Annotated in this window: 26 protein-coding genes; 14 read left to right on the forward strand and 12 right to left on the reverse strand. The window is 75.1% G+C overall.

Annotation, left to right across the window (positions count from 1 at the left end):
* Position 1: 1 nt before the first annotated feature.
* Positions 2-1,006, reverse strand: a complete 1,005-nt coding sequence (locus GGQ55_RS23270; protein ID WP_179720866.1) for a serine hydrolase domain-containing protein — start codon at positions 1,004-1,006, stop codon at positions 2-4.
* 32 nt (positions 1,007-1,038) lie between these two features.
* Between GGQ55_RS23270 and GGQ55_RS23275 the strand changes: the two genes are divergently transcribed.
* Complete coding sequence (locus tag GGQ55_RS23275) at positions 1,039-1,503, forward strand: heme-degrading domain-containing protein (RefSeq protein ID WP_179720868.1); 465 nt, start codon at positions 1,039-1,041, stop codon at positions 1,501-1,503.
* Here the strand turns inward: GGQ55_RS23275 and GGQ55_RS23280 are convergent.
* A complete protein-coding gene (locus GGQ55_RS23280; RefSeq protein ID WP_179720870.1) occupies positions 1,500-2,111 on the reverse strand; it encodes a GNAT family N-acetyltransferase in 612 nt (203 codons plus the stop codon). The genes GGQ55_RS23275 and GGQ55_RS23280 overlap by 4 nt on opposite strands.
* A gap of 148 nt (positions 2,112-2,259) precedes the next feature.
* On the opposite strand from GGQ55_RS23280, the gene GGQ55_RS23285 reads away from it, so the two are divergent.
* The 6 genes from GGQ55_RS23285 (at position 2,260) to GGQ55_RS23310 (ending at position 6,601) form a co-directional block, all read left to right on the forward strand.
* The gene (locus GGQ55_RS23285) at positions 2,260-2,970 is read left to right on the forward strand and encodes an AzlC family ABC transporter permease (RefSeq protein WP_179720872.1); all 711 of its coding nucleotides are present in this window, start codon (positions 2,260-2,262) and stop codon (positions 2,968-2,970) included.
* Positions 2,967-3,284 carry an AzlD domain-containing protein gene (locus GGQ55_RS23290; RefSeq protein ID WP_179720874.1) on the forward strand — a complete coding sequence of 106 codons (318 nt, stop codon included), beginning with the start codon at positions 2,967-2,969 and terminating at the stop codon, positions 3,282-3,284. The genes GGQ55_RS23285 and GGQ55_RS23290 overlap by 4 nt, the downstream gene beginning before the upstream one ends.
* 17 nt (positions 3,285-3,301) lie before the next feature.
* Positions 3,302-4,876, forward strand: a complete 1,575-nt coding sequence (locus GGQ55_RS28630) for a bifunctional AfsR/SARP family transcriptional regulator/alpha/beta hydrolase (RefSeq protein WP_179720876.1) — start codon at positions 3,302-3,304, stop codon at positions 4,874-4,876.
* 57 nt (positions 4,877-4,933) lie between these two features.
* Positions 4,934-5,356 carry a hypothetical protein gene (locus tag GGQ55_RS23300; RefSeq protein WP_179720878.1) on the forward strand — a complete coding sequence of 141 codons (423 nt, stop codon included), beginning with the start codon at positions 4,934-4,936 and terminating at the stop codon, positions 5,354-5,356.
* 10 nt (positions 5,357-5,366) lie between these two features.
* Positions 5,367-5,717 (forward strand): iron chaperone, encoded by a 351-nt coding sequence (locus tag GGQ55_RS23305; protein ID WP_179720880.1) that lies wholly within the window; start codon positions 5,367-5,369, stop codon positions 5,715-5,717.
* Between the two features lie 122 nt (positions 5,718-5,839).
* The gene (locus GGQ55_RS23310; RefSeq protein ID WP_179720882.1) at positions 5,840-6,601 is read left to right on the forward strand and encodes a class II glutamine amidotransferase; all 762 of its coding nucleotides are present in this window, start codon (positions 5,840-5,842) and stop codon (positions 6,599-6,601) included.
* Here GGQ55_RS23310 and GGQ55_RS28035 read toward each other — a convergent pair whose 3' ends face one another.
* A complete protein-coding gene (locus tag GGQ55_RS28035) occupies positions 6,602-6,727 on the reverse strand; it encodes a hypothetical protein (protein WP_281371392.1) in 126 nt (41 codons plus the stop codon).
* Positions 6,728-6,909: 182 nt separating this feature from the next.
* On the opposite strand from GGQ55_RS28035, the gene GGQ55_RS23315 reads away from it, so the two are divergent.
* Positions 6,910-7,428 (forward strand): GNAT family N-acetyltransferase, encoded by a 519-nt coding sequence (locus GGQ55_RS23315; RefSeq protein ID WP_218859406.1) that lies wholly within the window; start codon positions 6,910-6,912, stop codon positions 7,426-7,428.
* 13 nt (positions 7,429-7,441) lie between these two features.
* Here the strand turns inward: GGQ55_RS23315 and GGQ55_RS23320 are convergent, their stop codons facing one another.
* Positions 7,442-7,882, reverse strand: a complete 441-nt coding sequence (locus tag GGQ55_RS23320; protein WP_179720884.1) for an SRPBCC family protein — start codon at positions 7,880-7,882, stop codon at positions 7,442-7,444.
* A gap of 29 nt (positions 7,883-7,911) precedes the next feature.
* Positions 7,912-8,346 carry an MmcQ/YjbR family DNA-binding protein gene (locus GGQ55_RS23325; RefSeq protein WP_218859407.1) on the reverse strand — a complete coding sequence of 145 codons (435 nt, stop codon included), beginning with the start codon at positions 8,344-8,346 and terminating at the stop codon, positions 7,912-7,914.
* A 108-nt stretch (positions 8,347-8,454) separates the two neighbouring features.
* Here GGQ55_RS23325 and GGQ55_RS23330 point away from each other — a divergent pair, with 108 nt between their 5' ends.
* Genes GGQ55_RS23330 through GGQ55_RS23350 form a run of 5 tightly spaced genes read left to right on the forward strand, consistent with a single transcriptional unit; the run spans position 8,455 to position 13,698 of the window.
* Positions 8,455-10,338, forward strand: coding sequence for an APC family permease (locus tag GGQ55_RS23330; RefSeq protein WP_179720888.1), 1,884 nt, complete (start codon positions 8,455-8,457; stop codon positions 10,336-10,338).
* Positions 10,335-11,771, forward strand: coding sequence for an ATP-binding protein (locus tag GGQ55_RS23335; protein WP_179720890.1), 1,437 nt, complete (start codon positions 10,335-10,337; stop codon positions 11,769-11,771). The genes GGQ55_RS23330 and GGQ55_RS23335 overlap by 4 nt, the downstream gene beginning before the upstream one ends.
* Complete coding sequence (locus GGQ55_RS23340) at positions 11,768-12,442, forward strand: response regulator (RefSeq protein ID WP_179720892.1); 675 nt, start codon at positions 11,768-11,770, stop codon at positions 12,440-12,442. The genes GGQ55_RS23335 and GGQ55_RS23340 overlap by 4 nt, the downstream gene beginning before the upstream one ends.
* A gap of 19 nt (positions 12,443-12,461) precedes the next feature.
* The gene (locus GGQ55_RS23345; protein ID WP_179720893.1) at positions 12,462-12,776 is read left to right on the forward strand and encodes an antibiotic biosynthesis monooxygenase family protein; all 315 of its coding nucleotides are present in this window, start codon (positions 12,462-12,464) and stop codon (positions 12,774-12,776) included.
* Between the two features lie 13 nt (positions 12,777-12,789).
* Positions 12,790-13,698 carry a Dyp-type peroxidase gene (locus GGQ55_RS23350; RefSeq protein ID WP_179720895.1) on the forward strand — a complete coding sequence of 303 codons (909 nt, stop codon included), beginning with the start codon at positions 12,790-12,792 and terminating at the stop codon, positions 13,696-13,698.
* On the opposite strand, the gene GGQ55_RS23355 is transcribed toward GGQ55_RS23350, so the two are convergent.
* On the reverse strand, positions 13,641-14,630 hold the full coding sequence (locus tag GGQ55_RS23355; RefSeq protein ID WP_179720897.1) for a prenyltransferase/squalene oxidase repeat-containing protein: 990 nt from the start codon (positions 14,628-14,630) through the stop codon (positions 13,641-13,643). The two genes, GGQ55_RS23350 and GGQ55_RS23355, sit on opposite strands and share 58 nt — an antisense overlap.
* Positions 14,631-14,716: 86 nt before the next feature.
* Here GGQ55_RS23355 and GGQ55_RS28635 point away from each other — a divergent pair, with 86 nt between their 5' ends.
* A complete protein-coding gene (locus GGQ55_RS28635) occupies positions 14,717-15,757 on the forward strand; it encodes a transglycosylase family protein (protein ID WP_366490085.1) in 1,041 nt (346 codons plus the stop codon).
* Here GGQ55_RS28635 and GGQ55_RS23365 read toward each other — a convergent pair whose 3' ends face one another.
* The 6 genes from GGQ55_RS23365 to GGQ55_RS23390 all read right to left on the reverse strand — a co-directional run bounded on the left by GGQ55_RS23365 (position 15,758) and on the right by GGQ55_RS23390 (position 23,588).
* Positions 15,758-17,392 carry a thiamine pyrophosphate-binding protein gene (locus GGQ55_RS23365; RefSeq protein WP_179720899.1) on the reverse strand — a complete coding sequence of 545 codons (1,635 nt, stop codon included), beginning with the start codon at positions 17,390-17,392 and terminating at the stop codon, positions 15,758-15,760. It lies immediately after the preceding gene.
* Positions 17,389-18,165, reverse strand: coding sequence for a cyclase family protein (locus GGQ55_RS23370; protein WP_179720901.1), 777 nt, complete (start codon positions 18,163-18,165; stop codon positions 17,389-17,391). The genes GGQ55_RS23365 and GGQ55_RS23370 overlap by 4 nt, the downstream gene beginning before the upstream one ends.
* A 29-nt stretch (positions 18,166-18,194) precedes the next feature.
* The gene (locus tag GGQ55_RS23375; protein ID WP_179720903.1) at positions 18,195-20,519 is read right to left on the reverse strand and encodes a hypothetical protein; all 2,325 of its coding nucleotides are present in this window, start codon (positions 20,517-20,519) and stop codon (positions 18,195-18,197) included.
* A gap of 50 nt (positions 20,520-20,569) precedes the next feature.
* Positions 20,570-21,133: a gamma carbonic anhydrase family protein gene (locus tag GGQ55_RS23380; protein ID WP_179720905.1), complete on the reverse strand. Its 564-nt coding sequence runs from the start codon at positions 21,131-21,133 to the stop codon at positions 20,570-20,572.
* A gap of 23 nt (positions 21,134-21,156) precedes the next feature.
* Positions 21,157-22,143: an Acg family FMN-binding oxidoreductase gene (locus GGQ55_RS27375; RefSeq protein WP_179720907.1), complete on the reverse strand. Its 987-nt coding sequence runs from the start codon at positions 22,141-22,143 to the stop codon at positions 21,157-21,159.
* 68 nt (positions 22,144-22,211) lie between these two features.
* Positions 22,212-23,588: an FAD-dependent oxidoreductase gene (locus GGQ55_RS23390; protein WP_179720909.1), complete on the reverse strand. Its 1,377-nt coding sequence runs from the start codon at positions 23,586-23,588 to the stop codon at positions 22,212-22,214.
* Positions 23,589-23,636: the final 48 nt, after the last annotated feature.

A 23,636-nucleotide genomic window follows, 5' to 3' on the forward strand; every position in this document is an offset into this window, starting at 1 on the left:
GTCACGGCGTGAGCCGCTCGGCGAGGTAGCGGGCCAGGGGCCAGGCGCCGTCGGTCCAGTTGGCCAGGACGGTGTGCGTGACGCCGGCGTCCGGGTCGCAGACGCTGCGGAACGAGACCCCGGCGTCGTAGCCCTCGAGCACCACAGCGGCCGTGCGCGGGTGCAGCCAGAAGCCGAGCCCGTACCGCGCCTTCTCCGAGGGCACGTCGCTGCGCGGCCGGACCAGCTCGGCCACGAGGGCGGGTGACACGAGACGGCCGGCGAACAGCGCCCGCCACAGCGCGGCGACGTCGGCCGCGGTCGTGAACACCCCGCCGTCCCCGCTGCCGCGCACCGGCAGGTGCAGGACGTTCGTGCGGAGCCCCTCCGCCTCCAGATAGCCGAGCGCCATGCGCCCGGCCGGCTCGTCGAGCCGGTGGAACGCGGTGTCGGCCATCCCGGCCGGTCCGCAGACCCGCTCGGCGACCAGCCGCCGGAACGAGGCGCCCGACGCCCGCTCGGCCAGCAGCGCCAGGACGACGAACCCGCCGTTGTTGTAGGCGAACCGCTCCCCCGGCGCGAACACCTGCGCACACCCGTCGAGCACCGCGAGGTAGTCCTCGGTGTCCACCAGCCGGTGCACCGGCACGGGCAGCACGTGGTCGGTCGCCGAACCGCCCGCGGACTCGTCGACGTAGTCGCCGATCCCGGACCGGTGCGCCATCAGGTGCTCCACGGTCACCCGCTCGTCGATCAGCGGCAGGTCGGGCCCCAGCAGCGACCGCGCCGTCGTCGTCAAGGACAGGACGCCGTCCTCCACGAGGCTCGCCACGACCAGCGCGGTCAGCCCCTTGGTCGCGCTCGCGACCCCGAACCGGGTGTCGACGGCGTTCGGCACCCGCAGCCCGCGGTGCGCCAGCCCGTACGCGCGCACCAGCGGCTCGGACCCCCGCCGGTCGACCCGCACCACGCCCGAGAACCGGGACGACGCGGCCACCCGGTCGATCGAGGCGGCGAGGTCGTCCACGCGCCGCAGACTAGAACCGGTAGGAAGGCGCCATGGACTTCCCGACCGTCGCCGAGCTCGCCGCGGAGGAGCAGGAACTGCAGTTCCGCTCCTTCACCAACGACGACGCCTTGGCCCTCGGCTCCGCCCTGGTCGCGGCCGCCCGCGAGCGCGGCGCGCCCGTGATCGTCGACATCACCCGCAACGGCCACCAGCTCTTCCGCGCCGCGCTGACCGGCTCGGCGCCGGACAACGACACCTGGATCGCCCGCAAGCAGCGCGTCGTGCACCGGTTCGGGCACAGCAGCCTGCACGTGCGGCAGGCCAGCATCGAGCGCGGCACGACCTTCGAGGAGGAGTTCGCCCTCGACCCCGAGCGGTACGCGGCGCACGGCGGCGCCGTCCCGGTCCTGGTCCGCGACGTCGGACCGATCGGCGTCGTCACCGTCTCGGGGCTCCCCCAGGTCGAGGACCACCGGATGGTGGTCGCCGCGATCCGCGCGCACCTCGCGCGCTAGGCGGCGCGGCGCCGGGCCGCGGCCCGGCGGGCGATCCGCGCGCAGCGGATGACCCGGCAGGCCTCCACGGTGGGCAGCACCGGCAGCGGCGTGCGGCCCTCCAGCACGTCCTCGTCCATCTCGAACCGCCCACCCAGCGGCAGCGCGAGCTGGCGGATGCGCAGGTTGTGCGGGTCCATCGTCCACAGCAGGCCGCCGACGCCGACGTCGCAGGCGGTGGTGCCGACGACGTCGACCATCAGCCGGCCGAGACCCAGCCCCTGCGCCCGGTCCACGACCTCGAAGGCGACCTCGGCCAGCGTCGGATCGTCCTTGTCCACGATGTAGCGGCCGATGCCCAGCGGCTCGCCGTCCAGCTCGGCCACCCAGCAGCCGTGCCGGTGGTGGTCGATGTCGGCCAGCGTGCGCGCCACGGCGGGCAGCAGCCGCGGCACGGGCGCGAGGAAGCGCATCCGCCGCGAGTGCGCCGACAGGCCGTCGAACACCGTCTGCAGCGGCTCGGTCTCGCCGGGCACCAGCGGCCGCACCACGACCCGCGGCAGCGACAACCCCGGCCGGTTCTCGACCTGCAGGGCCGGTGCGCCGTGCGCGGTCGTCAGGGTGATCATCGTCGTTCTCCCCCACCCGGCGGATCGGCAGGGAGCCGGGCTCGCGCACAGGGTGCGGGCGCGTTCTTCTCCGGACCTTCCGCTCCGTGTGCGCGGCGAGCACCGCCGCGGAAGGACTGCGGAAGGCGCGCCCGCGACCCTCTCCGGCATGACATCGACGACGGCGCGGCCCGCGGCCCCGACCAGGGCCGGGGCCGACTGGAGAGCGGGCGTGCGCGCGGCCACCCCGTTCGTGATCGGCCTGGCGCCCTTCGGCGTGACCGTCGGCGCGGCGGTCGCCGCCAGCGCCGACCCGTTCGCCGCGTGGACCGGCTCGTTCCTGCTCTACGGGGGCAGCGCCCAGCTCGCCGTGCTCCAGGTGCTCGGCACCGACGGCCCGGTGTGGACGGCGATCCTCGTCGGCATCCTGATCCAGGCCCGGCTGCTGGTCTACAGCGGCGGCATGGCCCCGCTGTGGAAGGGCGCGCGGCCCTGGGCGACGGCTCTCGGCGCCGCCACGATCGTCGAGCCGACCTGGGCGATGGCCGAGCACCGGCTGCGCACCGCCGGACCGGACGGCGCCCGGGCGCACTACGCCGGCGCCGCCGCCATGCTGACCGTCGGCTGGATCGGCGCGATCACCGTCGGCGCGCTGGTCGGCCGGGTCCCCGGGTTGGCCACCCACCTCGCCGTCGCCGTTCCGCTGTGCCTCGTCGTCATGGTCGCGCCGCACCTGCGGGTACCGGGCGGGATCGCCGCGGTGGCGGCCGCCGTCGGCACCGCCGTGGTGGCGCGCTCCGTCGTCCCCGGGTTCGAGCTGCTGCCGGCCATGGCCGCCGCGGCGGCCGCGGGCCTGCTGGCCGAGCGGCGGCGGCCGTGAGCGCCGTCTGGATCGTGATGCTGGTGGTCGGCGCGGCCAGCCTCGCGTTCCGGCTGCTGCCGATCGTCGCCGTCGAGCGGATCGGCCTGTCCCCGCGGACGGCCAACGGTCTCCGGCACGCCGGCAGCGGCGCGGTGGCCGCGCTCGCCGCCCTCGCGATCCTGGGCCCCGGCTCGCTGCGGCCGAACCCCGCGGTGCTGGTCGCCGTCGCCGTCGGCGGGTTCCTCGCCTGGCGCGGCTGGTCGATGACCCGCGTCGTCCTGGCCGGAGGCGCCGCCTACGCGCTCGTCGCCGTCGCCACGGCGCTGCTGTGACCGCTACGGTCCGCGCCGTGGAGGTGACCGTCCACCTGCTCGGCGAGGTCCGGGTCGCCGTCGACGGCTCCCCCGCGGCCGGCTTCGACCGCCGCAGCGCCGCCCAGCTCGTCGCGCTGCTGGCGCTGGAGCCCGCGCGCCGGCTGCACCGCGAGCGGGTGATGGCCGCGCTGTGGCCCGACGCCGCCCCGGAGGACGCCGCCAACGCCCTGCACAAGGCCGCGCACTTCGCGCGCCGCGCCACCGGCGGCGCCGACGCGGTCGTGCTGCGCGCGGAGATGGTGTCGCTGTTCCCCGGCACGTCCGTCGAGGTGGACGTCGCCGTCTTCGAGGCGGCCGCGCGCGCCGCCCTGGCCGAGGACGACGAGGCCGCCGCGGCCGCCGTCCTCGACCGCTGGCCGGCCGAGCTGCTGCCCGACGAGCCGTACGCCGCGTGGGCCGACGCGCCGCGGCAGCGGATCGACCTGCTGCGCCGCCGGCTGCTGCTGCTCGCCCGCCGCTGGGCCGACCTCGTCGCGCTCGACCCAACCGACGAGCAGGCGGCCCTCGGCCTGGCCGCCGAGCAGCTGGACCGCGGCGACCGCGCCGGCGCGCTGCGCGTGATCGCCCGGATCGAGCGGGTGCTCCGCGAGGAGCTCGGCATCGGGCTGAGCCCGGAGGGCGCCGCGCTGCGCGCCCGGGCCCTCGACAGCGCGGCGCCGATGCCCGGCCGGCCGCCCGTCGTCCCGGCCCCGCGGGCGGCCGGCCTGGCCCGTCAGCGCCTCGGCTTCTGCCGGGCGCCCGACGGCGTCCGGCTGGCCTTCGCGACCAGCGGCACCGGCCCACCGCTGGTCAAGGTCGCGAACTGGCTGTCGCACCTGGACCACAACTGGGGCAGCCCCGTGTGGTCGCACTGGTGGCGCGAGCTGTCCCGCGACCACACGCTGGTCCGCTACGACGAGCGCGGCTGCGGGCTGTCGGACTGGGACGTCGACGCCGACTCGTTCGGCCTCGAGGCGTGGGTGCGCGACCTCGAGACCGTCGTGGACACCCTCGGCCTGGAGCGCTTCCCGCTGCTCGGCCTGTCGCAGGGCGGCCCGATCGCGGTCACCTATGCCGCCCGGCACCCCGAGCGGGTCTCGCACCTGGTCGTCCACGGCACCTGCGCGCGGGCGTTGTGGCCGCGGGCGAGCAAAGAGCAGAAGAGCGAGCTGGTCGCGCTCGGCCAGCTGCTGCGGGTCTCGTGGGGGTCCGACGCCCCCGGCTTCCGGCAGGTGTACGACGCGAAGTTCCTGCCCGACGGCCCCCTGGAGCTGTGGCGGGCGTTCGACCAGCTGCAGCGCCGCTCCAGCTCGCCGGAGAACGCCTACCGGCTGTGGGGTGCCTTCGGCCGGCTCGACGCGTCGGAGGCCGCCCGGTCCCTCGACGTCCCGACGCTGATCCTGCATCCGCGGGGCGACCTCGTCTGGTCCTTCGACGACGCCGCGGAGCTGCACGCGGCCATCCCCGGCAGCCGGCTGGTCGCGCTGGACACCCGCAACCACATCCTGCGCGCCGACGAACCCGCGTTCGCGCACTTCCTGCAGGAGGTGCGCGCGTTCCTGGGGACGTGACGGCGCCCAGTGGACAGCGTCAGCGAGACCGCGCTGTTTCCTGCGACGGTGCACGGCATGACCGCGATGCCCCGCCCCGACGTCCCCGTCCGCAGCGCCGCCGAGCTCACCGAGCGGTGGGCCGGCCTGCTCGAACCGCCGATCTTCCGGCGCCGCGAGCTGTGGCTCGCCTGGTTCGACCAGGACGGCCTGATGCTCCCGATGGTCGTGCCCGTGGACGACGTGCCGCTGGTGCCGGACCTCGCGATGCTCGACGGCCTCGAGCAGGTGAACGCCGGGGTGATCGAGGAGCACCTGGCCGGCCGGGGCGCGCTCGCCATGGCGCTGTGCCGGCCGGGCACGCCGGCGGTGCGCGACGACGACCGGGTGTGGGCCGACACCCTGCGCGCCGCGCTCGACGGCCGGTGGAGCCTGCACCTCGCCGCCGGTGGGCGGGTGACGCCACTCGTCGAGCCGCCGGACGGACCCCCGACCCGGTAGGAAGGGCCGCATGACCGCGGCCACCGTTGACGAGTACCTGACCGGCCTGCCCGAGGACGTCGCCGCGATCGTCGAGCGGCTGCGCGCCCTGGTGCACGCCGCCGTCCCGGACGCCGGGGAGACGATCAGCTACGGCATGCCCACCTTCACCCTCGACGGCCTGCCCCTGGTGCACCTGGCTGCGTGGAAGAAGCACATCGCGCTCTACCCCCTACCCGCGATGGACGACGACCTCGCCCGCGACGTCGCACCGTTCCAGGGCACGAAGAGCACCCTGCGCCTCCCCCTCGGCCGGCCGGTCCCCTACGACCTGGTCGAACGCGTCCTCGCCGCCCTGGTGCGGCAGCGGGGGCGCGGGTAGCCGCGACGCCTGGGGCGCGTGAGCAACGGCACCGCGCGTTCCGGCGCGGATGGCGGCGACCCGCGAAACCGCGCGGCACAGTGGAGGAGAACCCCCTCCGCGCAGGAAGAGATCTCCCCGTCATGTGCCGTCTCCTGGGCTGGGCGTCGTCGCGCCCGACCTCGCTGCTCGATCTGCTCGGCGAGGAGGACCTCGACGCGTTCACCGAGCTGTCGTGCAAGCACGCCGACGGCTGGGGGCTGGCCCGGAGCACCCGCCGGGGGGTCGAGGTCCGCAAGGCCCCGGACGCCGCGCGGTCCAGCGCGGAGTTCGCCCAGCGCGCCCGCTACGGCAGCGCCGATCTGGGCATGGCGCACCTCCGCTGGGCCACCCTGGGTCTCGACGTGCGCACGGCGAACACCCACCCGTTCGGCACCCGCCGGATCGCCTTCGCGCACAACGGCTCGATCAACCCGCCGGAGTCCCTCGACCCGCTGCTGACCCGCCGCGCCCGCCGGCAGCGCACCGGCGACACCGACAGCGAGCGGTTCTTCCTCGCCGTCCTGTCCCGGATGCAGGAGGGCGCGACGCCCGGCGACGCCCTGGCCGGCACGGTCGCCGAGATCGCCGCCACCCGCTCGTTCACCAGCCTCAACTGCCTGCTGCTCACCCGCGACGCGCTCTACGCGGTCTCGCGGGTGAACACCGGGGCGGTGCTGGAGTTCCCCGAGGGCCCGGACTACTACGACCTGCGCTACCGGGTCACCGACGACGCCGTCGTCGTCGCCTCCAGCGGCTGGGGCCGAGACTGGGCGGAGCTGGCCAACGGCGACCTGCTCGTGGTGCAGCGCGGCACCCTCGCGGTGTCGGTCAGCTCGATCGAGGACGTCGCCGCCGCGGCCTGATCACTCGTCGCGGCTCGGCGCGTCGGCGTGCTCCCGCTCCCAGCGGGCGGTCACCGGACGTGCCAGCGCCATGATGAGGCCGGTCATGACGACCAACCCGACGGCGGATCCGACGGCCCAGAACATCTCGGTCCACCTTCCGCGCCGGCCGCTGTTGTTCCGGTTCCCCCGCGTCCACGGCGCTGCTCCCAGAGTTGCCGCCGGGGGCGTGATCCACAAGAACCCACGCCGCGGCGGCGGGCGGGACGGGTCCGTCCCGGCCGTGCCGCTGCGCACCGCACTCCCCCGCTCGCCTACCGTGGCCGACCGTGACCGGGATCGTGACCGTCCGTCGGGCCAGCGAGGACGACGCCGCCGCCCTGGCCGCGCTGGCGCTGGCCAATCGCGCCTTCCTCGCGCCGTGGGAGCCCGTGCGCCCGGACGCGTACTTCACGGAGGAGCAGCAGCGGGCGACGCTGCGCGGGTTCGCCGCGCAGGACCCGCCGCTCACCGTGCCGTGCGTGATCCTGGTCGACGGCGAGCCCGCCGGCCGGATCAACGTGAACAACGTCGTCCGTGGTGCGTTCTGGTCGGCCGACCTCGGCTACTGGGTGGCGCAGGAGCACAACGGCCGCGGCGTCGGCACCGTCGCCGTGGCCGGGGTGCTGCGGCTGGCGTTCGGCGAGCTCGGGCTGCACCGCGTCCAGGCGGCCACGCTGCTGCACAACACCGGGTCGCAGCGGGTGCTCGAGCGCAACGGGTTCACCCGCATCGGCGTCGCGCCCCGCTACCTGCGCATCGCCGGCGAGTGGCAGGACCACGTCCTGTTCCAGCGGCTGGCCGACTGAGCCGGCCGAACGGTCAGGCCGGGTGCCGGCGCTCGACCAGCTTGGCCAGCGCGGTGACCATCGGCCGGCCGCGGACCAGCAGCAGGACCTCCGAGACGGCGCTGTGCAGCCAGTACGCCGGGCCGCGCAGCGGGTGCTCGTCGATCACGATCACCGTGTCCTCGCCCCACTCGGACAGCTCGATCACGATCCGCGCCGAGCCGAGCATCCCCGCGTCGGCCTCGAGCCCGAGCAGGTGGCCGGGTTCGACCTGGCGGACCGTCGTCCGGCCGCGCAGCGCGAGCGGCCCCCAGCCGACCGTGTAGTGGATCGCCGTGCCCAGCGCGGGCCAGCCGTCGTCCACGGCCCGGATCTCCGTCGTGCCGACCACCCAGTCCGAGTACGCGTGCCCGTCGGCCAGCACGTCCCACACCTGCTCCGGGCTCCGCTCGACCACCGCGTTGACCACTGCCACGGGCCCATCGTGCCCGTCCGCGGCCGGGCTCACCCCTCCGGTGCGGCGCCCAGCTCGCGGGCCGCGAGCCAGGCGTCCCGCCGGCGGGCGGAGGCACGCGACAACCACGCGTCCTGGACGATCTCGGCCAGCTCGCCGCGGGTGATCTCGCCGAGCCGGCTCGCCTGCACCAGCACCGAGTCGTGCCCGTCGAAGTGCGGTGTGGTGAAGAACGGCGACGACGGGTCCTGGACCAGCGCCTGCTTCTCCGCGTCCGACTCGACCCAGAACATGATCACGTCGGGCAGCTTCTCCCCCGTCTCGGGGTCGACGGCGTCCGGCCGCGGGGTGCGGAAGAAGACGAACGACCTGCCGCCCACCTGGTAGACGGCGTTGCCGCGCGAGCCCGGCCAGACCGTCACGTGCGGCATGCCGAGCGCGAGCTCGTGCACGTCCGCCACGCACGCCGGCCGCTCGTCGCTCACGGCGGGCAGCGTAGGTGGCATCAAGAGCACGTCAAGATCGATCCTCCCGGCGTCAGGACCTCGTCAAGGAACAGCCACCCGGCACGGACGGCGGCCGACGGTGGACCCGTGCTGGACACCCCGAAGCGGCTGTTCGTCGGCCGTCCCCTGCGCTCCGACCGGATCGGCGAGACGCTGCTGCCCAAGCGGCTGGCCCTGCCGGTGTTCTGCTCCGACCCGCTGAGCTCCGTCGCCTACGCCACCGAGCAGATCCTGCTGGTGCTCGGCCTCGGCGGGCTCGCGCTGCTGCGATTCACCCCGTGGGTCGGGCTGGCGGTCGCCGTCCTGCTGGTCGTCGTCGTCGCCTCCTACCGGCAGACCTGCTTCGCCTATCCGAACGGCGGTGGGGCGTACACGGTCAGCCGGGAGAACCTCGGCGTCCGCGCCAGCCTGGTGGCGGCCAGCGCGCTGCTGGTCGACTACGTGCTCACCGTCGCCGTCTCGGTGGTGGCCGGGGTCGCGGCGATCACCTCCGCGGTGCCCGCCCTGGCGCCGCACGCGGTAGCCCTCTCCGTCGGCCTGGTGGTGCTGCTGACGGTGGTGAACCTGCGCGGGGTCAAGGAGTCCGGGCGGGCGTTCGCGATCCCGACCTACGGCTTCGTCGCGATCGTGCTGGTCCTGCTCGCGGTCGCCGGCGTCCGGCTGGCCCTGGGCCAGACGCTGACCGCCGAGAGCGCCTCGCTGCACCTCGTGCCGGCGGAGCACACCGGCGGGCTGCTCACCGTCTTCCTGGTGCTGCGGGCGTTCGCCAGCGGCTGCACCGCGCTGACCGGGGTCGAGGCGGTGAGCAACGGCATCCCCAGCTTCCGGCCGCCGAAGGACCGCAACGCCGCGGCGACGCTGACGATCATGGGGACGCTCGCGGTCGTGATGTTCGGCGGCATCACCGCCCTCGGCGTGCTCGCCCACGTGCACATGGCCGAGGGGATCCAGGAGAAGACGGCGCTCAGCCAGATCGGCCTCGCCGTGTTCGGCGGCGGCCCGCTGTTCTACCTGCTGCAGGCGTTCACCGCGGCGATCCTGGTGCTCGCCGCCAACACCGCCTACAACGGCTTCCCGGTGCTGGCCTCGCTGCTCGCCCACGACGGCCACCTGCCCCGGCAGCTGTCCCGCCGCGGCGACCGGCTGGTGTTCAGCAACGGCGTCGTCCTGCTCGCCGGGCTGGCCGGGCTGCTGGTGGTCGCCTTCGACGCCGACGTCACCCGGCTGATCCAGCTCTACATCATCGGCGTCTTCGTCGCGTTCACCCTCAGCCAGGCCGGGATGGTCCGGCACTGGTCGACGGCGCTGCGCACCGCGCCGGACGCCGCGGCCCGCCGCTCGATCCGCCGCTCCCAGGCGATCAACGCGACCGGCGCGCTGGCCACGAGCGTCGTCCTGGTCCTCGTGCTGGTGACGAAGTTCGTCCACGGCGCGTGGTTGGTGGTCATCGCCATGCCGCTGCTCTACGTGCTCATGCTCAAGATCCGCCGGCACTACGACAGCGTCGACGTCGAGGCCGCGCCCCGGCCGGGCGGGATCACGCTGCCGGGCCGGGTGCACGCCGTCGTCCCGGTCGTGAAGGTCAACGAGCCGACGCTGCGCACGCTCGCCTTCGCCCGGAGCATCCACCCCGACGACCTGTCGGCGGTCACCGTGCAGGTGGACCCGGCGGAGACGCAGCGGCTGATGGCCGACTGGGCGCGGCGGGACATCCCGGTGCCGCTGAAGGTGCTCGAGAGCCCGTACCGCGACATCACCCAGCCGCTGCTGGACGAGGTGCGCTCGATCGGCCGCCACTCGCCGCACGACGTGGTCATCGTGTTCGTGCCGGAGTACGTCGTCCGGCACTGGTGGGAGGCGCTGCTGCACAACCAGAGCGCGCTGCGGCTGAAGGCCCGGCTGCTGTTCCAGCCCGGGGTGATGGTGACCAGCGTCCCGTGGCAGCTGGGGTGGGAAGCTCCCAGGACATGAGCGCGCTCCCGTCCCGCGGTGCGCTGCCGGCCGGTTTCACCGGGCTGAGCAGCCGCCGTCGCTGGGCGGGTGCGGCTCTGCTCATCGCCGGGCTGGGCGCGCTCGTCGCCTGTCGGGAGCCGGTCCGGGCGCTGCCCTACGAGCTGCCCGTGCTGCTGGCGCTGGCGCTGGTGGTCGCCGCGGCGCTGCTCGGCGGCGCGTGGGTCGCGCTGCCGGGCGCGGTGGTCGCGACCCTCGTGCTCAACTGGTTCTTCACCGCACCGTTCGGGACCCTCCTCGTCGACTCGCCGGAGCAGGTCGTCGTCCTCGCGGTGTTCCTCGGGGTCGCGGTGGCGGTCAGCGCCGTGGTCGGCCTGGCTGCCCGGCGCACCGCCGAGGCCGCCCGCGCGCGGGCCGAGGCAGAGGCGCTCTCCCGGCTGGCCGGCGCGACGATGGCCGAGCAGCGCACCCTCACCGACCTGCTCGCCTCGGTGCGCGAGGTCTTCGGCATGCGCGAGGCGGCGCTGGTGGAGACGACGGCGGACGGCGAGTCGGTCGCCGAGACGAGCACCGGCGGCCCGCCGCTGCCGGACGAGCACGAACGCCGGGTGCCGGCCGGCCCCGGTCTCGAGCTGGTGGTCCGCGGTCCGGAGCTGTTCGCCGCCGACCGCGAGGTGCTGGCCAGCTTCGCCGAGGCCGCGGCCGGCGCGCTGCACGGACGACGGCTGGCCGAGCGGGCGGCGGAGGCGGCCCGGCTCGAAGCCGCCGACCGGATGCGGACGACGCTGCTGGCCGCGGTCGGGCACGACCTGCGCACCCCGCTGGCGGCGGTCAAGGCGGCGGTGAGCAGCCTGCGGCAGGACGACGTCGCGTGGACGCCGGAGGAGAGCGCGGAGCTGCTCGCGACGATCGAGGCCGGCGCCGACCGGCTGCAGCGCCTGGTCGGCAACCTGCTCGACGCCTCCCGCCTGCAGGCGGGAGTGGTCAGCACGTCGCTCGAGCGGGTCCGGCTCGAGGAGCTGGTCGGCCGCGCGCTGCTCGACCTCGGCAGCCTGGATCTCGTCGACCTCGACGTGCCCGAGGACCTGCCCGACGTCGTCGCCGACGTCGGGCTGGCCGAGCGGGTGCTGGTGAACCTCCTGGAGAACGCGTTCCGGCACGGCGGTGGGCGGGTGACCGTGCGCGGCGCGCTGATCGGTGGGCAGGTGGCCTGCGACGTCGTCGACAGCGGCCCGGGGGTGCCGGTGGAGGCCCGCGACCAGCTGTTCGTCCCGTTCGCCCGGCTCGAGGGCGACCGGGGCGGGACCGGGCTGGGGCTGGGCCTCGCCGTTGCGCGCGGATTCGCCGAGGCGATGGGCGGGGACGTCACCCCGGTCGGGACGCCGGGCGGCGGGCTCACCATGCGCCTGACGCTGCCCCTCGCCGAGGCGCCGGCCCGGACGGCGGCGCCGTGAGCAGGGTCCTGGTGGTCGACGACGACCCGGCGCTCGTGCGGGCGCTGTCGATCAACCTGCGCGCCCGGGGTTACGAGGTGCTCGCGGCCTCGACCGGGGCCGGCGCGCTCGCGCTCGCGGCGAGCCATCCGCCGCACGCCGTCGTCCTCGACCTGGGCCTGCCGGACCTCGACGGCACGGAGGTGATCGCCGGGCTGCGCGGCTGGACCGGCGTGCCGATCCTCGTGCTGTCGGCGCGCGAGGACTCGGCGGAGAAGGTCGCCGCCCTCGACGCCGGCGCCGACGACTACGTGGTCAAGCCGTTCGGCATGGACGAGCTGCTCGCCCGGCTGCGCGCGGCGATCCGCCGCGGCAGCCCCGAGCCGGCCCGGCCGGTGGTGACGACCGCCGACTTCACCGTCGACCTGGGCGCGGGGCGGGTCACCCGGGACGGCGAGGACGTGAAGCTGACGCCCACCGAGTGGCATCTGCTCGAGGTGCTCGTGCGCAACCCCGGCCGGGTGGTCGACCACGCCCGGCTGCTCACCGAGGTGTGGGGACCGGCCTACCGCGACCAGACCAACTACCTCCGGGTGTACATGGCCACCCTGCGCCGCAAGCTCGAGCCCGACGCGGCCGCGCCGAAGCACCTGCTCACCGAAGCCGGTCGGGGCTACCGCTTCGAGCCGTGACGCTGGCACGGTGTGCGGCGTGATCGCACGCGTCTGGAAGGGCGAGGTCCGGCTGGCCGACGCCGAGGTCTACGCCGACTACATCCGCGAGACGGGGTTCCGGGAGTACGGCGAGACGCCCGGCAACCGCGGTGCCTGGCTGCTGCGCAGGGACGACGGCGACGCGACGCACTTCGTCGCGCTGTCGATGTGGGACTCCCCCGACGCCGTCCGCGCCTTCGCCGGTGACGACATCGAGGCGGCGGTGCTGTACCCGGAGGACGAGCGGTACCTGCGCCCGGGTTCGTCGGCGATCACGCACTACGAGGTCATCGACACGGTCGCGCCCGCCTGAGACGGTGGGCGGCGTGACGCCCCAGACCGGGATCTTCGCCCTCGGCACGCCCGAGCACTGCTACCTCGAGCTCGACCTGCACCCCACGGCGTCCGCCGAGGCGCTGGTGCGGGCGGTCGCCGGGCTCTCCGGTCCGCTGTCGACCACGGGCGGGGTCAACCTGGTCGTCGGGTTCCGGCCGGAGCTGTGGGCGTCGGTCGCACCCGGTCAGGCGCCTCCCGACGCGGCGGGGTTCACCGAGGAGATCCCCGGTCCCGGCGGGTTCGCCATGCCGGCCACCCAGCACGACGCGTGGGTGTGGGTCGCCGGCGGCGACCGGACCGCCGTCTTCGACAACACCCGGCTGGTCATGGACGCGCTGCGCGACGTCGCCGACGTGGCCCGGGAGGTGACCGGCTGGCTCTACCGGCACGACCGCGACCTGAGCGGGTTCATCGACGGCACGGAAAACCCGTCGCTGCTCGAGGCGCCGGGGATCGCCGCGGTGCCGGACGGGCCGGGCGCCGGCTCGTCGGTGCTGCTGTTCCAGGTCTGGCGGCACGACACCCGCGCCTGGGAGTCCCTCGGAGTGCGCGGTCAGGAGCTGGCGATGGGCCGCACCAAGGACGACAGCGTCGAGCTCCCCGAGGACGAGATGCCGCCGAGCGCGCACGTCGCCCGGACGACGATCGAGAAGGACGGCGTCGAGTACAAGATCTTCCGGCGCAACGTGGCCTACGGCGGGGTCACCGACCACGGGACGGCGTTCGTCGGCTTCGCCCAGGACCGGTGGCGGATGCACGAGATGCTGCGCCGCATGGCCGGCGCCGCCGACCGGATCCGGGACGGCCTCACCCACTGGCTCGTCCCGCTCTCCGGCGCCTACTACACCGTGCCGTCGGTCGAGTCGCTCGCCCGCTTCGCCCCGCCCGACGAGGACTGAGCCGCGTCGTACCAGCGCAGGACCCGCAGCGCGCGCAGCGTGCTCCAGCGGCTGGGCAGGCCGTCGCCGTCCTCGAGCTCGACGTGCACCGCGCCGGCGTGCGTGTGCTCCAGCAGCCAGCGGCCGTCGGGCTGCTGCTTGCCGCGCACCACCTCGACCGCCTCGTCGAGCCGCGGGTCGGGCGTGCCGCCGACCTCGCGGACGTGGTCCAGCGCCCGCAGCACGTCGTAGTGCCACTGCGGCGGGAAGGAGAACTCCAGGTACGACGGGACGACGACCTCCCCGGTGCTCTTGCGGCGGAACAGCGAGCGCTCGAGCAGGTACTCCTCGCCGCGCTGCCGGGCCGCCGCCACCCGCTCGTCGCCGCGCCCTGCCCGCTCGTACGCCAGCAGGCCTTCCAGCACCCCGATCGTGGTGTCGAACGACGACCGGGTGGAGCCGTTCTCCGCCTCGCAGTTCCAGCCGCCGTCCGCGAGCTGCTCGCCGAGGAGCCGCTGCACGATCCCGTCGACGTCCGCGCCGAAATAGGCGCCGATGGTGACGGTCCGGCCGTTGATGCAGGGCTCGACCTCGCCGTCGAAGAACCGCGAGCCGTCGTACTCCCACCGGCAGTTCTCGGCCACGAGCGCGACCGTCTCGCGCGCCTGCGGTGAGGCCGGGTCCAGCCCGAGCAGGCGGAGCAGGTCGAGGGTCGGGAGCGTCGACGTCCAGGGCTGGCCGCCGGTCCCGTCCCACCCCGAGCCCGGGAAGCAGGCACCGCCGGCCCACTGGCCGTCCGGGTCGCGCAGCGACAGCAGCCGGGCGCCCCAGCCCTTGGTGGCCACCCGCGCCCGCTCGGCGACCACGGCGTCCTCGGGCGCATCCGTGAGATCCCGCAGCACCTGCCAGCGGATCGCCGGGTCGCCCTCGAGCAGCCAGTTCTGGACGGTCATGGCGGGAAACTAGCGTCCCACCCCGACGAGCGAGATCCCCGCGTTCCCCCTCAAGAGGGAACCGGACCCGGCCGAAACCCGCTGGCGTGAGCGCTGGAGCACGACTGGCCGCCCGCGTGGCCGTCCTCGGCATCGCCGCGGCCGTCGCGGCGGTCGCCGTCCCGGGGACGGCGGCGGCCCGCCCGGCCGACCTCGGCTCTGCCCAGCAGGCGGCCGACGACGCCGCTGCCCAGGTGGCCCGGCTGCTCGTCCAGCTCGGCGACGCCCAGGCGGCCGCCGACTCCGCGCACGCGCAGGCCGAGGCCGCCCGCGCTGCCTACGACGCCACGCAGGCGAACTACGAGGCCGCGCAGATGGCCGCGACCACCGCCCAGGCCGCCGCGCAGCAGGCGGAGCAGGACCTCGCCGGCGCGCGCGCCGCGGTCGGCGCCTTCGCGCGCAGCAGCTACATCTCGGGCAGCACGTCGCCCGGGCTGCAGGCGGTGTTCAGCGCGGACGGTCCCGGGCAGCTGCTGGAGCGGGCCGCGCTCCTCGACGCCGCCGGACAGAACCGCTCCGACGTCGTCGGGCAGATGACCGTCGCACGGCAGCAGGCCTCCGACGCGGCCGCCACCGCGCAGACCGCCCTCGACAGCGCCGGGGCTCTGGAACAGCAGGCCGCGAGCGCGCTGGCCACCGCTGAGCGGGTGGAGACCGAGGCAGAGCAGACCGTGGCGGGCGTGCAGGCGCAGCAGGCCGCGATGCAGGGCCGGCTCGAGCAGACCCGCGCCACGCTGGTCGAGCTGCAGGCGCAGCAGGCCGCCGCCGCGCGGCAGACCGTCGTGTCCACGCCGACCGCCCCGGCTCCGCAGGCCGCACCGCCGGTGTCTCCTCCGTCGCCGCCATCCGGTGGGCACGACTGGGACGCCGTCGCCCGGTGCGAGTCCGGCGGCAACTGGGCCATCAACACCGGCAACGGCTACTACGGCGGGCTGCAGTTCTCGCAGTCCACCTGGAACTCCTTCGGCGGCGGCGCGTACGCCCCGCGGGCCGACCTGGCCACGAAGAGCGAGCAGATCACCGTCGCCGAGCGGGTGCTGGACGTCCAGGGCCCGGGCGCCTGGCCGACGTGCGGGCGCAACCTGTGATCAGTGGCCCCGGAACGCCTCCTCCAGCCACCACGACGGCTCGTCGCGGGTCACCTTGGCGTCGATCAGCAGTGGCGCCGCCCGCGGGCCGGCCACCCACTCGGCCACCGGGTCGAGGTCGGCCACGCTGCGCGCGGTGAACGCCGCGAAGCCGTAGCCGCGGGCGATCGCGGCGAAGTCGGTCTCGGGGAAGCGGACGGTGCTGAGATCGGCGCCGTCCGGGCCGAAGTGGTGCACCTCGGCGCCGTACGCGGCGTCGTCGTAGACGACGACCACCATGGGCAGCCCCAGCCGGGCGACGGTCTCCAGCTCCGCGGCGGCCATCAGGGCTCCGCCGTCGCCGAGCGCGGCCACCGCTAGCCGGTCGGGCCGGGCGAGCGCCGCGCCGATCGCCGTCGCCAGGCCCAGCCCGATCGACTGGAAGGCCTGGGTGAAGCAGAAGCCGAACTCGTCGGGGACGTCGAGGAACATGCTCGGGTAGCCCATGAAGTTGCCCGAGTCGACCGCCACCACCCGCTCGGCCGGGAGCAGGTCGTCGAGGGCCTTCGTGAGCGCGCGGGGGTCGACCAGCCCGTCGCCGCTGCGGTCGTCGAACGGCACGTCGCGCCAGCGGATCCGCTCGGCGATCTCCAACCGCACCTCCGGTGTCCGGTAGCCCGCCTGGCCGCCGTCGAGCTCGGCGGCCGCCGCGACGGCGACCGCGCGCACGTCGCCGCACACGCCGAACGCGATCTCGCGCTGCGCCCCGAGCGCGTCGGGATCGACGTCGACCTGGACGACGACGGCGTCGTCGGCGATCAGCCGGCCGTGCCGCATCGTCCACATGTTGAGCGCGCAGCCCCAGCCGACGATCAGGTCGGCGCCGGAGATCAGCTCGGCGGCGAGGGGTGAGGCGAAGCCGCCGGACACGTCGAGCGACCACGGGTTGCCGTGGAACAGCCCTTTGGCGACGGCGGAGGTGGCCAGCAGCGCGCCGCACCGCTCGGCGAGCTCCTCCAGCGCCCGCCGGCAGCCCGGGCCGCGCGCCCCGCGTCCGGCGACGAACACCGGGCGCTGTGCGGTCCGCAGCGCGTCGGCCAGCCTCGTCAGGTCGTCCGCGGTCACCGGTGGGGTGAGCGGCTCGGACGGCATGTGCGCCTCGGGCACCTCCGGCACGGGCTGCGTCTGCACGTCGAGCGGCAGGTTGAGCACCACCACCCGCCCCTGGTGCACGGCCGTGGCGACGGCGACGAGTGCCGTGGCGACCGCCGTCGCCGCACCGGTCACCCGCATCGGCACGGCGCCGACCGCGGTGGCCAGCGCTGCCTGGTCGACGGCGAAGTTGGACCGTGGCGAGGTCGCCTCCGCGGCCAGGACGACGAGCGGCGTGCGGCTCTTGGCGGCCTCGGTGATGCCGGTCATCGCGTTGGTGAGGCCGCAGCCCTGGTGCACGGTCAGAGCGGCCACGCTGCCGGACATGCGGGCGTAGGCGTCGGCCATGGTCGCCGCGCCGCCCTCGTGCCGGGCGGCGATGTAGCGCGCGCCGGCCGCGACCATCGCGTTGGTGACGGCGAAGTTGCCCGAGCCGACGACGCCGAAGACCTGCGAGACCCCGCGCCTGACCAGCGCGGTGCCTACCGCCTCGGCAACGTTCACCCGCGCTCCACGAGGGCGAGCACGCGGGCCGGTGCGCCCGACCCGGTCACGATCGGCAGCGGCGCGGCGATGAGCAGGATGCCGGTCGGCGGCAGCTGCGCCAGGTTCTGCAGCTGGGTGAGCCCGTACTTGCCGCTGCCCATGAGCGCCGCGTGGCACGGGAACGGCGGATCGAAGGAGTGCGCCGCGCCGGCGTCGGTGCCGACCGTCTCGACGCCCACCCCGATGATCGGGGCCTCCTCCCCCAGCCACTTCGCACAGGCCGGGGAGACGCCGGGGGTGTGCGGCCCCGTCTCGTCGGCGTTGAGGAACTCCTGCTGGCTGGCCGACCGGGCGTCCCAGCCGGTGCGGTAGAGCATCCAGCCGCCCTGGGGCAGCGGGCCGTGCTCGGCCTGCCACTGCTCGATGTGCTCGACCTCGAGGAGGAAGTCGGGGTTCTCCGCGACCTGCGAGGAGAAGTCGAGGACGACGGCGGGCCCGATCAGCCGGGACGCCGGGACCGAGGCGACGTCTTCGCGGTCCTGGCCGGTGACCCAGTGGTTGGGCGCGTCGAAGTGCGTGCCGGTGTGCTCGCCGGTCCGGAAGTTGTTCCAGTACCAGGCCGGGCCGCGGTCGTCGTACCGGCTGAGCTCCTCCAGCTCGAAGCGCGCCGTCTGGGCGAACTCCGGCGGGAGCTGGATGACCGGGGTCTCCGCGGACAGCGGGGCGGTGAGGTCGACGATCTCGACACGGCCGGAGGTCAGCGCCTCGGCGACGGAGGGCAGCAGCGACATGCCCGCAGCATGGCGCACTTCCCCGCCGGTCAGAAGGGCGGCGGTTCGGTGCTGACGGTGATGCCCGACGGTGTGGTGACGACGAGGGTGCCGTCGGCGGTCATGGCGTGGGTGAACCCCGGCGCCTGGTGCTTGCCACGGTGGTCGCCGGTGCAGAACCCGGCCAGGTTGATGACGTCGGTTAGGCCCTCCGGCCAGCGCACGAAGTGATCGAGCTCGCCCCGGGAGACGGGCAGCCGGCAGCCGGGGAAGCGGCAGCGCCGGTCGCGGCGGCGCAGGAACCGGTCCAGCTCGGCGCCGGGCCGGTAGCCCTCGGTCGGCGGCGGCGCGCCCAGGACACGCCCGTCGCGCACGGCCCGGCCCAGCGCGGGCAGGTCGGTGAGGGAGACCAGGGCGCCGGTGACGGCGTCGACCAGCGCGAGGCGGGGACGGTCGGCCAGCCCGCCGCCGGCGGTGCGCCGCAGCAGGTCGGTCAGCGCGGTCCGGTCGGCGACGGTGGCCGCCTGGAGTGCGGTCATCGCGTCCTCGGCGGCGTCGACCCGGCCGCCGCTGCCAGTGCGCCAGGCCTGTTCGTCGTCGGCGTCGGACCACACCGCCTGACGGACCAGTCCCCCGGCGCGGGCCAGGGCGCGCTCGGCCTGCTCCTGCGCGGCCCGAGCGTCCTCCAGCGCCCGCTCCGCGCTCGCCCACCAGCCATCGTCTGCGGGTGGTGGTTCGGTCGGTCGTGGATCGGGCCGCTCGTCGTCGGGATCGGGGTCGGGATGCAGCCCGGCGGCGTACTCGCGCCACCAGCGGTCCTGCGCCGCGGCCAGCTCCCGGTCCAGGTCCACCTCGATCTCACCGCCGGCCAGCCGCGCTTGCACCGACGCGAGCCACACGTCATCGGGCATCGGATCCGGATCGTCGTCGGCGTCGGCGGCCAGCCGGCGCTCCCAGTCGGCCGCCCACTGCTCCCGCGCGGCGGTCATCTCCCGCTCCCACGGCTCCCAGCCCGGCTCGTCGACGAACCGATCCCCGTGACCGCCGCGCTCGGTGTCTGCGGGCTCGGTGTCTGCGGGCTCGGTGTCTGCGGGCTCGGTGTCTGCGGGCTCGGTGTCTGCGGGCTCGGTGTCTGCGGGCTCGGTGTCTGCGGGCTCGGTGTCTGCGGGCTCGGTGTCTGCGGGCTCGGTGTCTGCGGGCTCGGTGTCTGCGGGCTCGGTGTCTGCGGGCTCGGTGTCTGCGGGCTCGGTGTCTGCGGGCTCGGTGTCTGCGGGCTCGGTGTCTGCGGGCTCGGTGTCTGCGGGCTCGGTGTCTGCGGGCTCGGTGTCTGCGGGCTCGGTGTCTGCGGGCTCGGTGTCTGCGGGCTCTGCCGCGGTGCCGTCGCGCTCGTCGGCGTCCTCGGTGTCGGCGATGCGCCGCAGCTCGGCGAGGGCCCCGTCGCCGAGGCCGACGCCGGTCAGCGCGTTGAGCAGCTGGCGGGCGGTCTCGGCGGACACGATCCGGCCGTTGAGCTCCGCGGGCTGATCGCCGCCCAGTGCGGTCTGCACCGAAGCGACCAGGGTCAGCACCACCTGCACCGGCGGCAGCCCGGACTCGCCGGGGCGCAGCACCAGGTCCAGCAGCACGTCCAGCAGCTTCTGCTCGCGGGTGCGGGTGTCGGAGGGGTTCTTCGGCAGCGCGTCGACACACGCCGACAGCGCGGTGTGCAGCGCCTCGATCTCCGGCACCGTCCCGACCACACCCAGGCCGGCCAGGCCCGCCCCGCGCTCGCCCTCCAGCCGCACGCCGCGCTTCGCCAGCGCCCTGATCGCCTCCTGCGCCCGATCCCGGGCGTTGCGCCGGGCCAGCTCGCGCAACACCTTCTCCGCCAGCTGCCCCGGGGTGGTGATCGTGCCGCTCTCGGCCCGGGCGGCGACCCAGTCCAGCAGCACCGCCTCGACCTGCGCCCGCAGCACCGGATCGGCCAGCGGCGCCACGTTCTGTTCCAGGCACCACAGATGCCCGATCGTGAGCAGCCCGGCCTCGGTCGCGGCCAGCGCGGCCGGCAACCGGGACAGCATCAACGCCTGGTTGAGCAGATCCTCGGCCTTGCGCCGCGAGCAGCTCAGCCCGATCGAGAGCTCCGGCGCGGCCCACTCCGACACCGGCTGGAGCAGCTCCGGGCGCGCCGCCCACCGCTGCGGGCTCATCGCCCCCGGCTCACCCTGCGCCCGATCGGCCGACGCCGGGCGCTCCGCGGCGAACGCCGCCAGTGCCCGCACCCGGGCCACGAACGCCGCACCCATCGCCCGATCCGCCACCTGCGCCGCCCCCAGCGCACCCCGCCCCAGGGCCGTCTGCGGCCCGTAGGCGGGCGGGTCGGGAGCGGTGGTCACGCCGTCGATCATACGTTCGAGAAATGCTCAGGGCAACACGAATCCCCAGGTCAGAGCCCTGTGGACGACTCCTCAGAAAAGTCAGAGGGGTGCGGTACGCGCGCCACGCTCGCGGCATGCCGGCGGGCCAGCTCCTGGTAGATCGACGGGTTGCCGTCGACCCAGAACGCCGCCCCGGCGGACAGCGGACCCCGCACCCGAGCCGGTGCGCCCAGCGCCATCACCTCGTCCGGGATCACCGCGTTCGGCGGCACGAGGCTGCCCGCGCCGATCAGCGTGCGGGCACCGATCCGGGCGCCGTCCTGGACGGTGGAGCCGTTGCCGATCAGCGCCTCGGCGCCGATCACGGCCCCGTGCACGACGCAGACGTGCCCGATCGTCGCGCCGGGACCGACCTCGGTCTCGGGGTCGTCGCCGCCGTGCAGCACCGAGCCGTCCTGCACGTTGGCCCCGGCACGCACGACGATCCGGCCGAAGTCGGCGCGCAGCACCGCGCCGTACCAGACCGACGCCCCGGCCTCGACGACGACGTCGCCGACCAGCGTCGCGGTGGGTGCGATCCAGGCGTCGGGGTGGACCTGGGGCGAACGCCCCTCGAAGGAGAACAGCGGCATGACCTGCACCCTAAGGAGGCCGGTCAGCCCTCCCCGTGCGAGATGGTCTCCTCGACGCGCCGGCGACCGGTCCGGGGCAGGGGTGCCGCACCCACCGGCGCCCAGCCGAGCCGGAGCAGGACCTGGGGACTGCGCCCCTCGGGCAGGAGGTCCGCGGCCAGCCGCGCGCGCGTGTCGGCGACCTCCAGCGGCTGGGTGAGGGGGCAGGTGGCCAGTCCGGCGAGCTCGGCCTGCAGCAGGACCGCACCCAGCGCCTCGCCGGCCCGCAGCCGGTCGAGCGGGTCGTCGCCCGCGGTGTGGAGCAGGGCGAGCACGCTCCCGTCGGACTCCAGGACGGCCAGCGGGCTCTGCTCCAGCTCGTGCCCGGCGAAGTAGCGCACCGGAACAGCGGCGTCGACGTCGCCGGGCACGCTGGCCGCGGGCACCCCGTCGGCCGCGCCCCGAGGGCGACCGCTCCACGCGGCCACCTCCTCGAGCAAGCCCGGGGTGAACCCCTGCTCCACCGCGGCCCGCTCGATCAGGCCGACCACCTCCCACTGCTCCCCCGGAACGAGAACCCTCAGCTCCGCGCCCGCCTCGGCAGCGGCGCTGGTCAGGAGGTCCAGGACCTCGGCCGGAACCGGCCGCGGCGAGAACACCCGGCGATCGGTGCGCCGCGTGTCGATCACCCGGGCCAGTGCCAGGTCGGCGGCGGTGGACGGCACGGCGCGGACCTCCACCGTGGCGAGGTGCTCCGGCCGGGACGGGTCGGGCAGCCGGCGCACGTCGCCGGACCGGCCGACGGCCCGCAGGGCGACCTGCAGGTGCTGCAGCGCCGCGCCGCAGCTCAGCTGCAGGTCGCGGCCGTCGGGGTCGATCGTCGGGAGGGCACGGGACAGATCGGCGAAGAGGTCGATCGTCGAGGGGCCGACCCGCCACCGCCACGGCTGCGAGTTGTGCACCGACGGTGCGCGGTTGGCCCACGACAGCACGGCGTGGACGGTGGCCGGGTCCAGCACAGCGTTCCCCACGCCCGCAGACTCGTCCGCACGGTCCGGTCCTGGTCAGTGGCGGAGGTCCTGGCCGGACGGGGCCCAGGTCACAGCGACCGGACGTCGTCCTCCACCGCGTCGAACGCCTTGCGCGCGGCGATGAGCACCGGGTCCCACACCGGCGCGAACGGCGGGGCGTAGGAGAGGTCCAGCGACAGGATCTCGTCGACGGTCATCTCGTTCCAAATGCACACGGCCAGCGCGTCGATCCGCTTCGCCGCCGCCTGCTTGCCCACGATCTGCGCACCGAGCAGCCGCCCGCTGCGCCGCTCGGCGATCATCTTCAGCCGGATCGGCGTCGCGCCCGGGAAGTAGCCGGCCCTGGTGGTCGAGTCGACGACGGCGGTGACGAAGGAGTACCCCGCCCCCTCGGCCTCCCGGGTGGACAGGCCGGTGCGGGCGACCTCGGTGTCGCAGACCTTGGTGATCGCCGTCCCGATGACGCCGGGGAACGTGGCGTAGCCACCGCCGATGTTGATGCCGGCCACCCGGCCCTGCTTGTTGGCGTGCGTCCCGAGCGCGACGACGACGCGCTGGCCGGAGAGCCGGTGCCACGACTCGACGCAGTCCCCCGCCGCCCACACGCCGGGCACCTGGGTGCGCATCTGCGCGTCCACCGCGACACCCCCCGAGGTGCCCAGCGGGATGCCGGCCTCGCGGGCCAGCGCCACGTTGGGCCGCACGCCCAGCCCGAGGACGACGAGGTCGGCCGGCAGCCGCCGTCCGCTGGCCCTGACCACCGCGCAGGCGCGCCCGTCGGACCCCACGTCCACCGACGCCACGCCGTCGGAGAGGACCAGCTCGATCCCCTCGCCCCGCACGGCGTCGGCGATGAACGACCCGATGTCCGGGTCGAACGTGCCGACCGGCTGGGCCGACATGTCGACGACGGTGACCTCGAGCCCGCGGACCCGGCAGGCCTCGGCGATCTCCAGGCCGATGTAGCCACCGCCGACCACGACCACCCGCTGCACCCGGCCGCTGTCGAGCTCGGCCCGCAGGGCGACGCCGTCGTCCAGCGTCTGCACCCCGTAGACCCCGGCCGCGTCGATGCCCGGCACCGGCGGCCGCGCCGGCACGCTGCCGGTGGCGTAGACGAGGTCGTCGTAGGGCTCGGTGCCCTCCTCGCCGGTCTCGTGCGAGCGCCAGCGGACCGTGCGCTCCTCGACGTCGATGCCGATCACCTCGGTCCGGATCCGGACGTCGATGCCGTTGGCGCGGTGCTGTTCGGGCGCCCGGGTGATCAGGTCGGACTCCGCATCCACCGCACCGTTGATCCAGTACGGGATGCCGCAGGCGGAGTAGGACGTCGCCCGGCCGCGCTCGAACATCACGACATCCAGCGAGGGGTTGCGCTTCTTCGCCTGCGAGGCCGCACTGCCGCCCGCGGCGTCGCCTCCGATGACCACCAGCCGTCCCGCCACGGCGAGGGACGTTAATCCACCCGCCGCGTTCTCGTTCAGCGAAAAGGG

The sequence above is a fragment of the Petropleomorpha daqingensis genome (genome assembly GCF_013408985.1).
GTDB lineage: Bacteria > Actinomycetota > Actinomycetes > Mycobacteriales > Geodermatophilaceae > Petropleomorpha > Petropleomorpha daqingensis.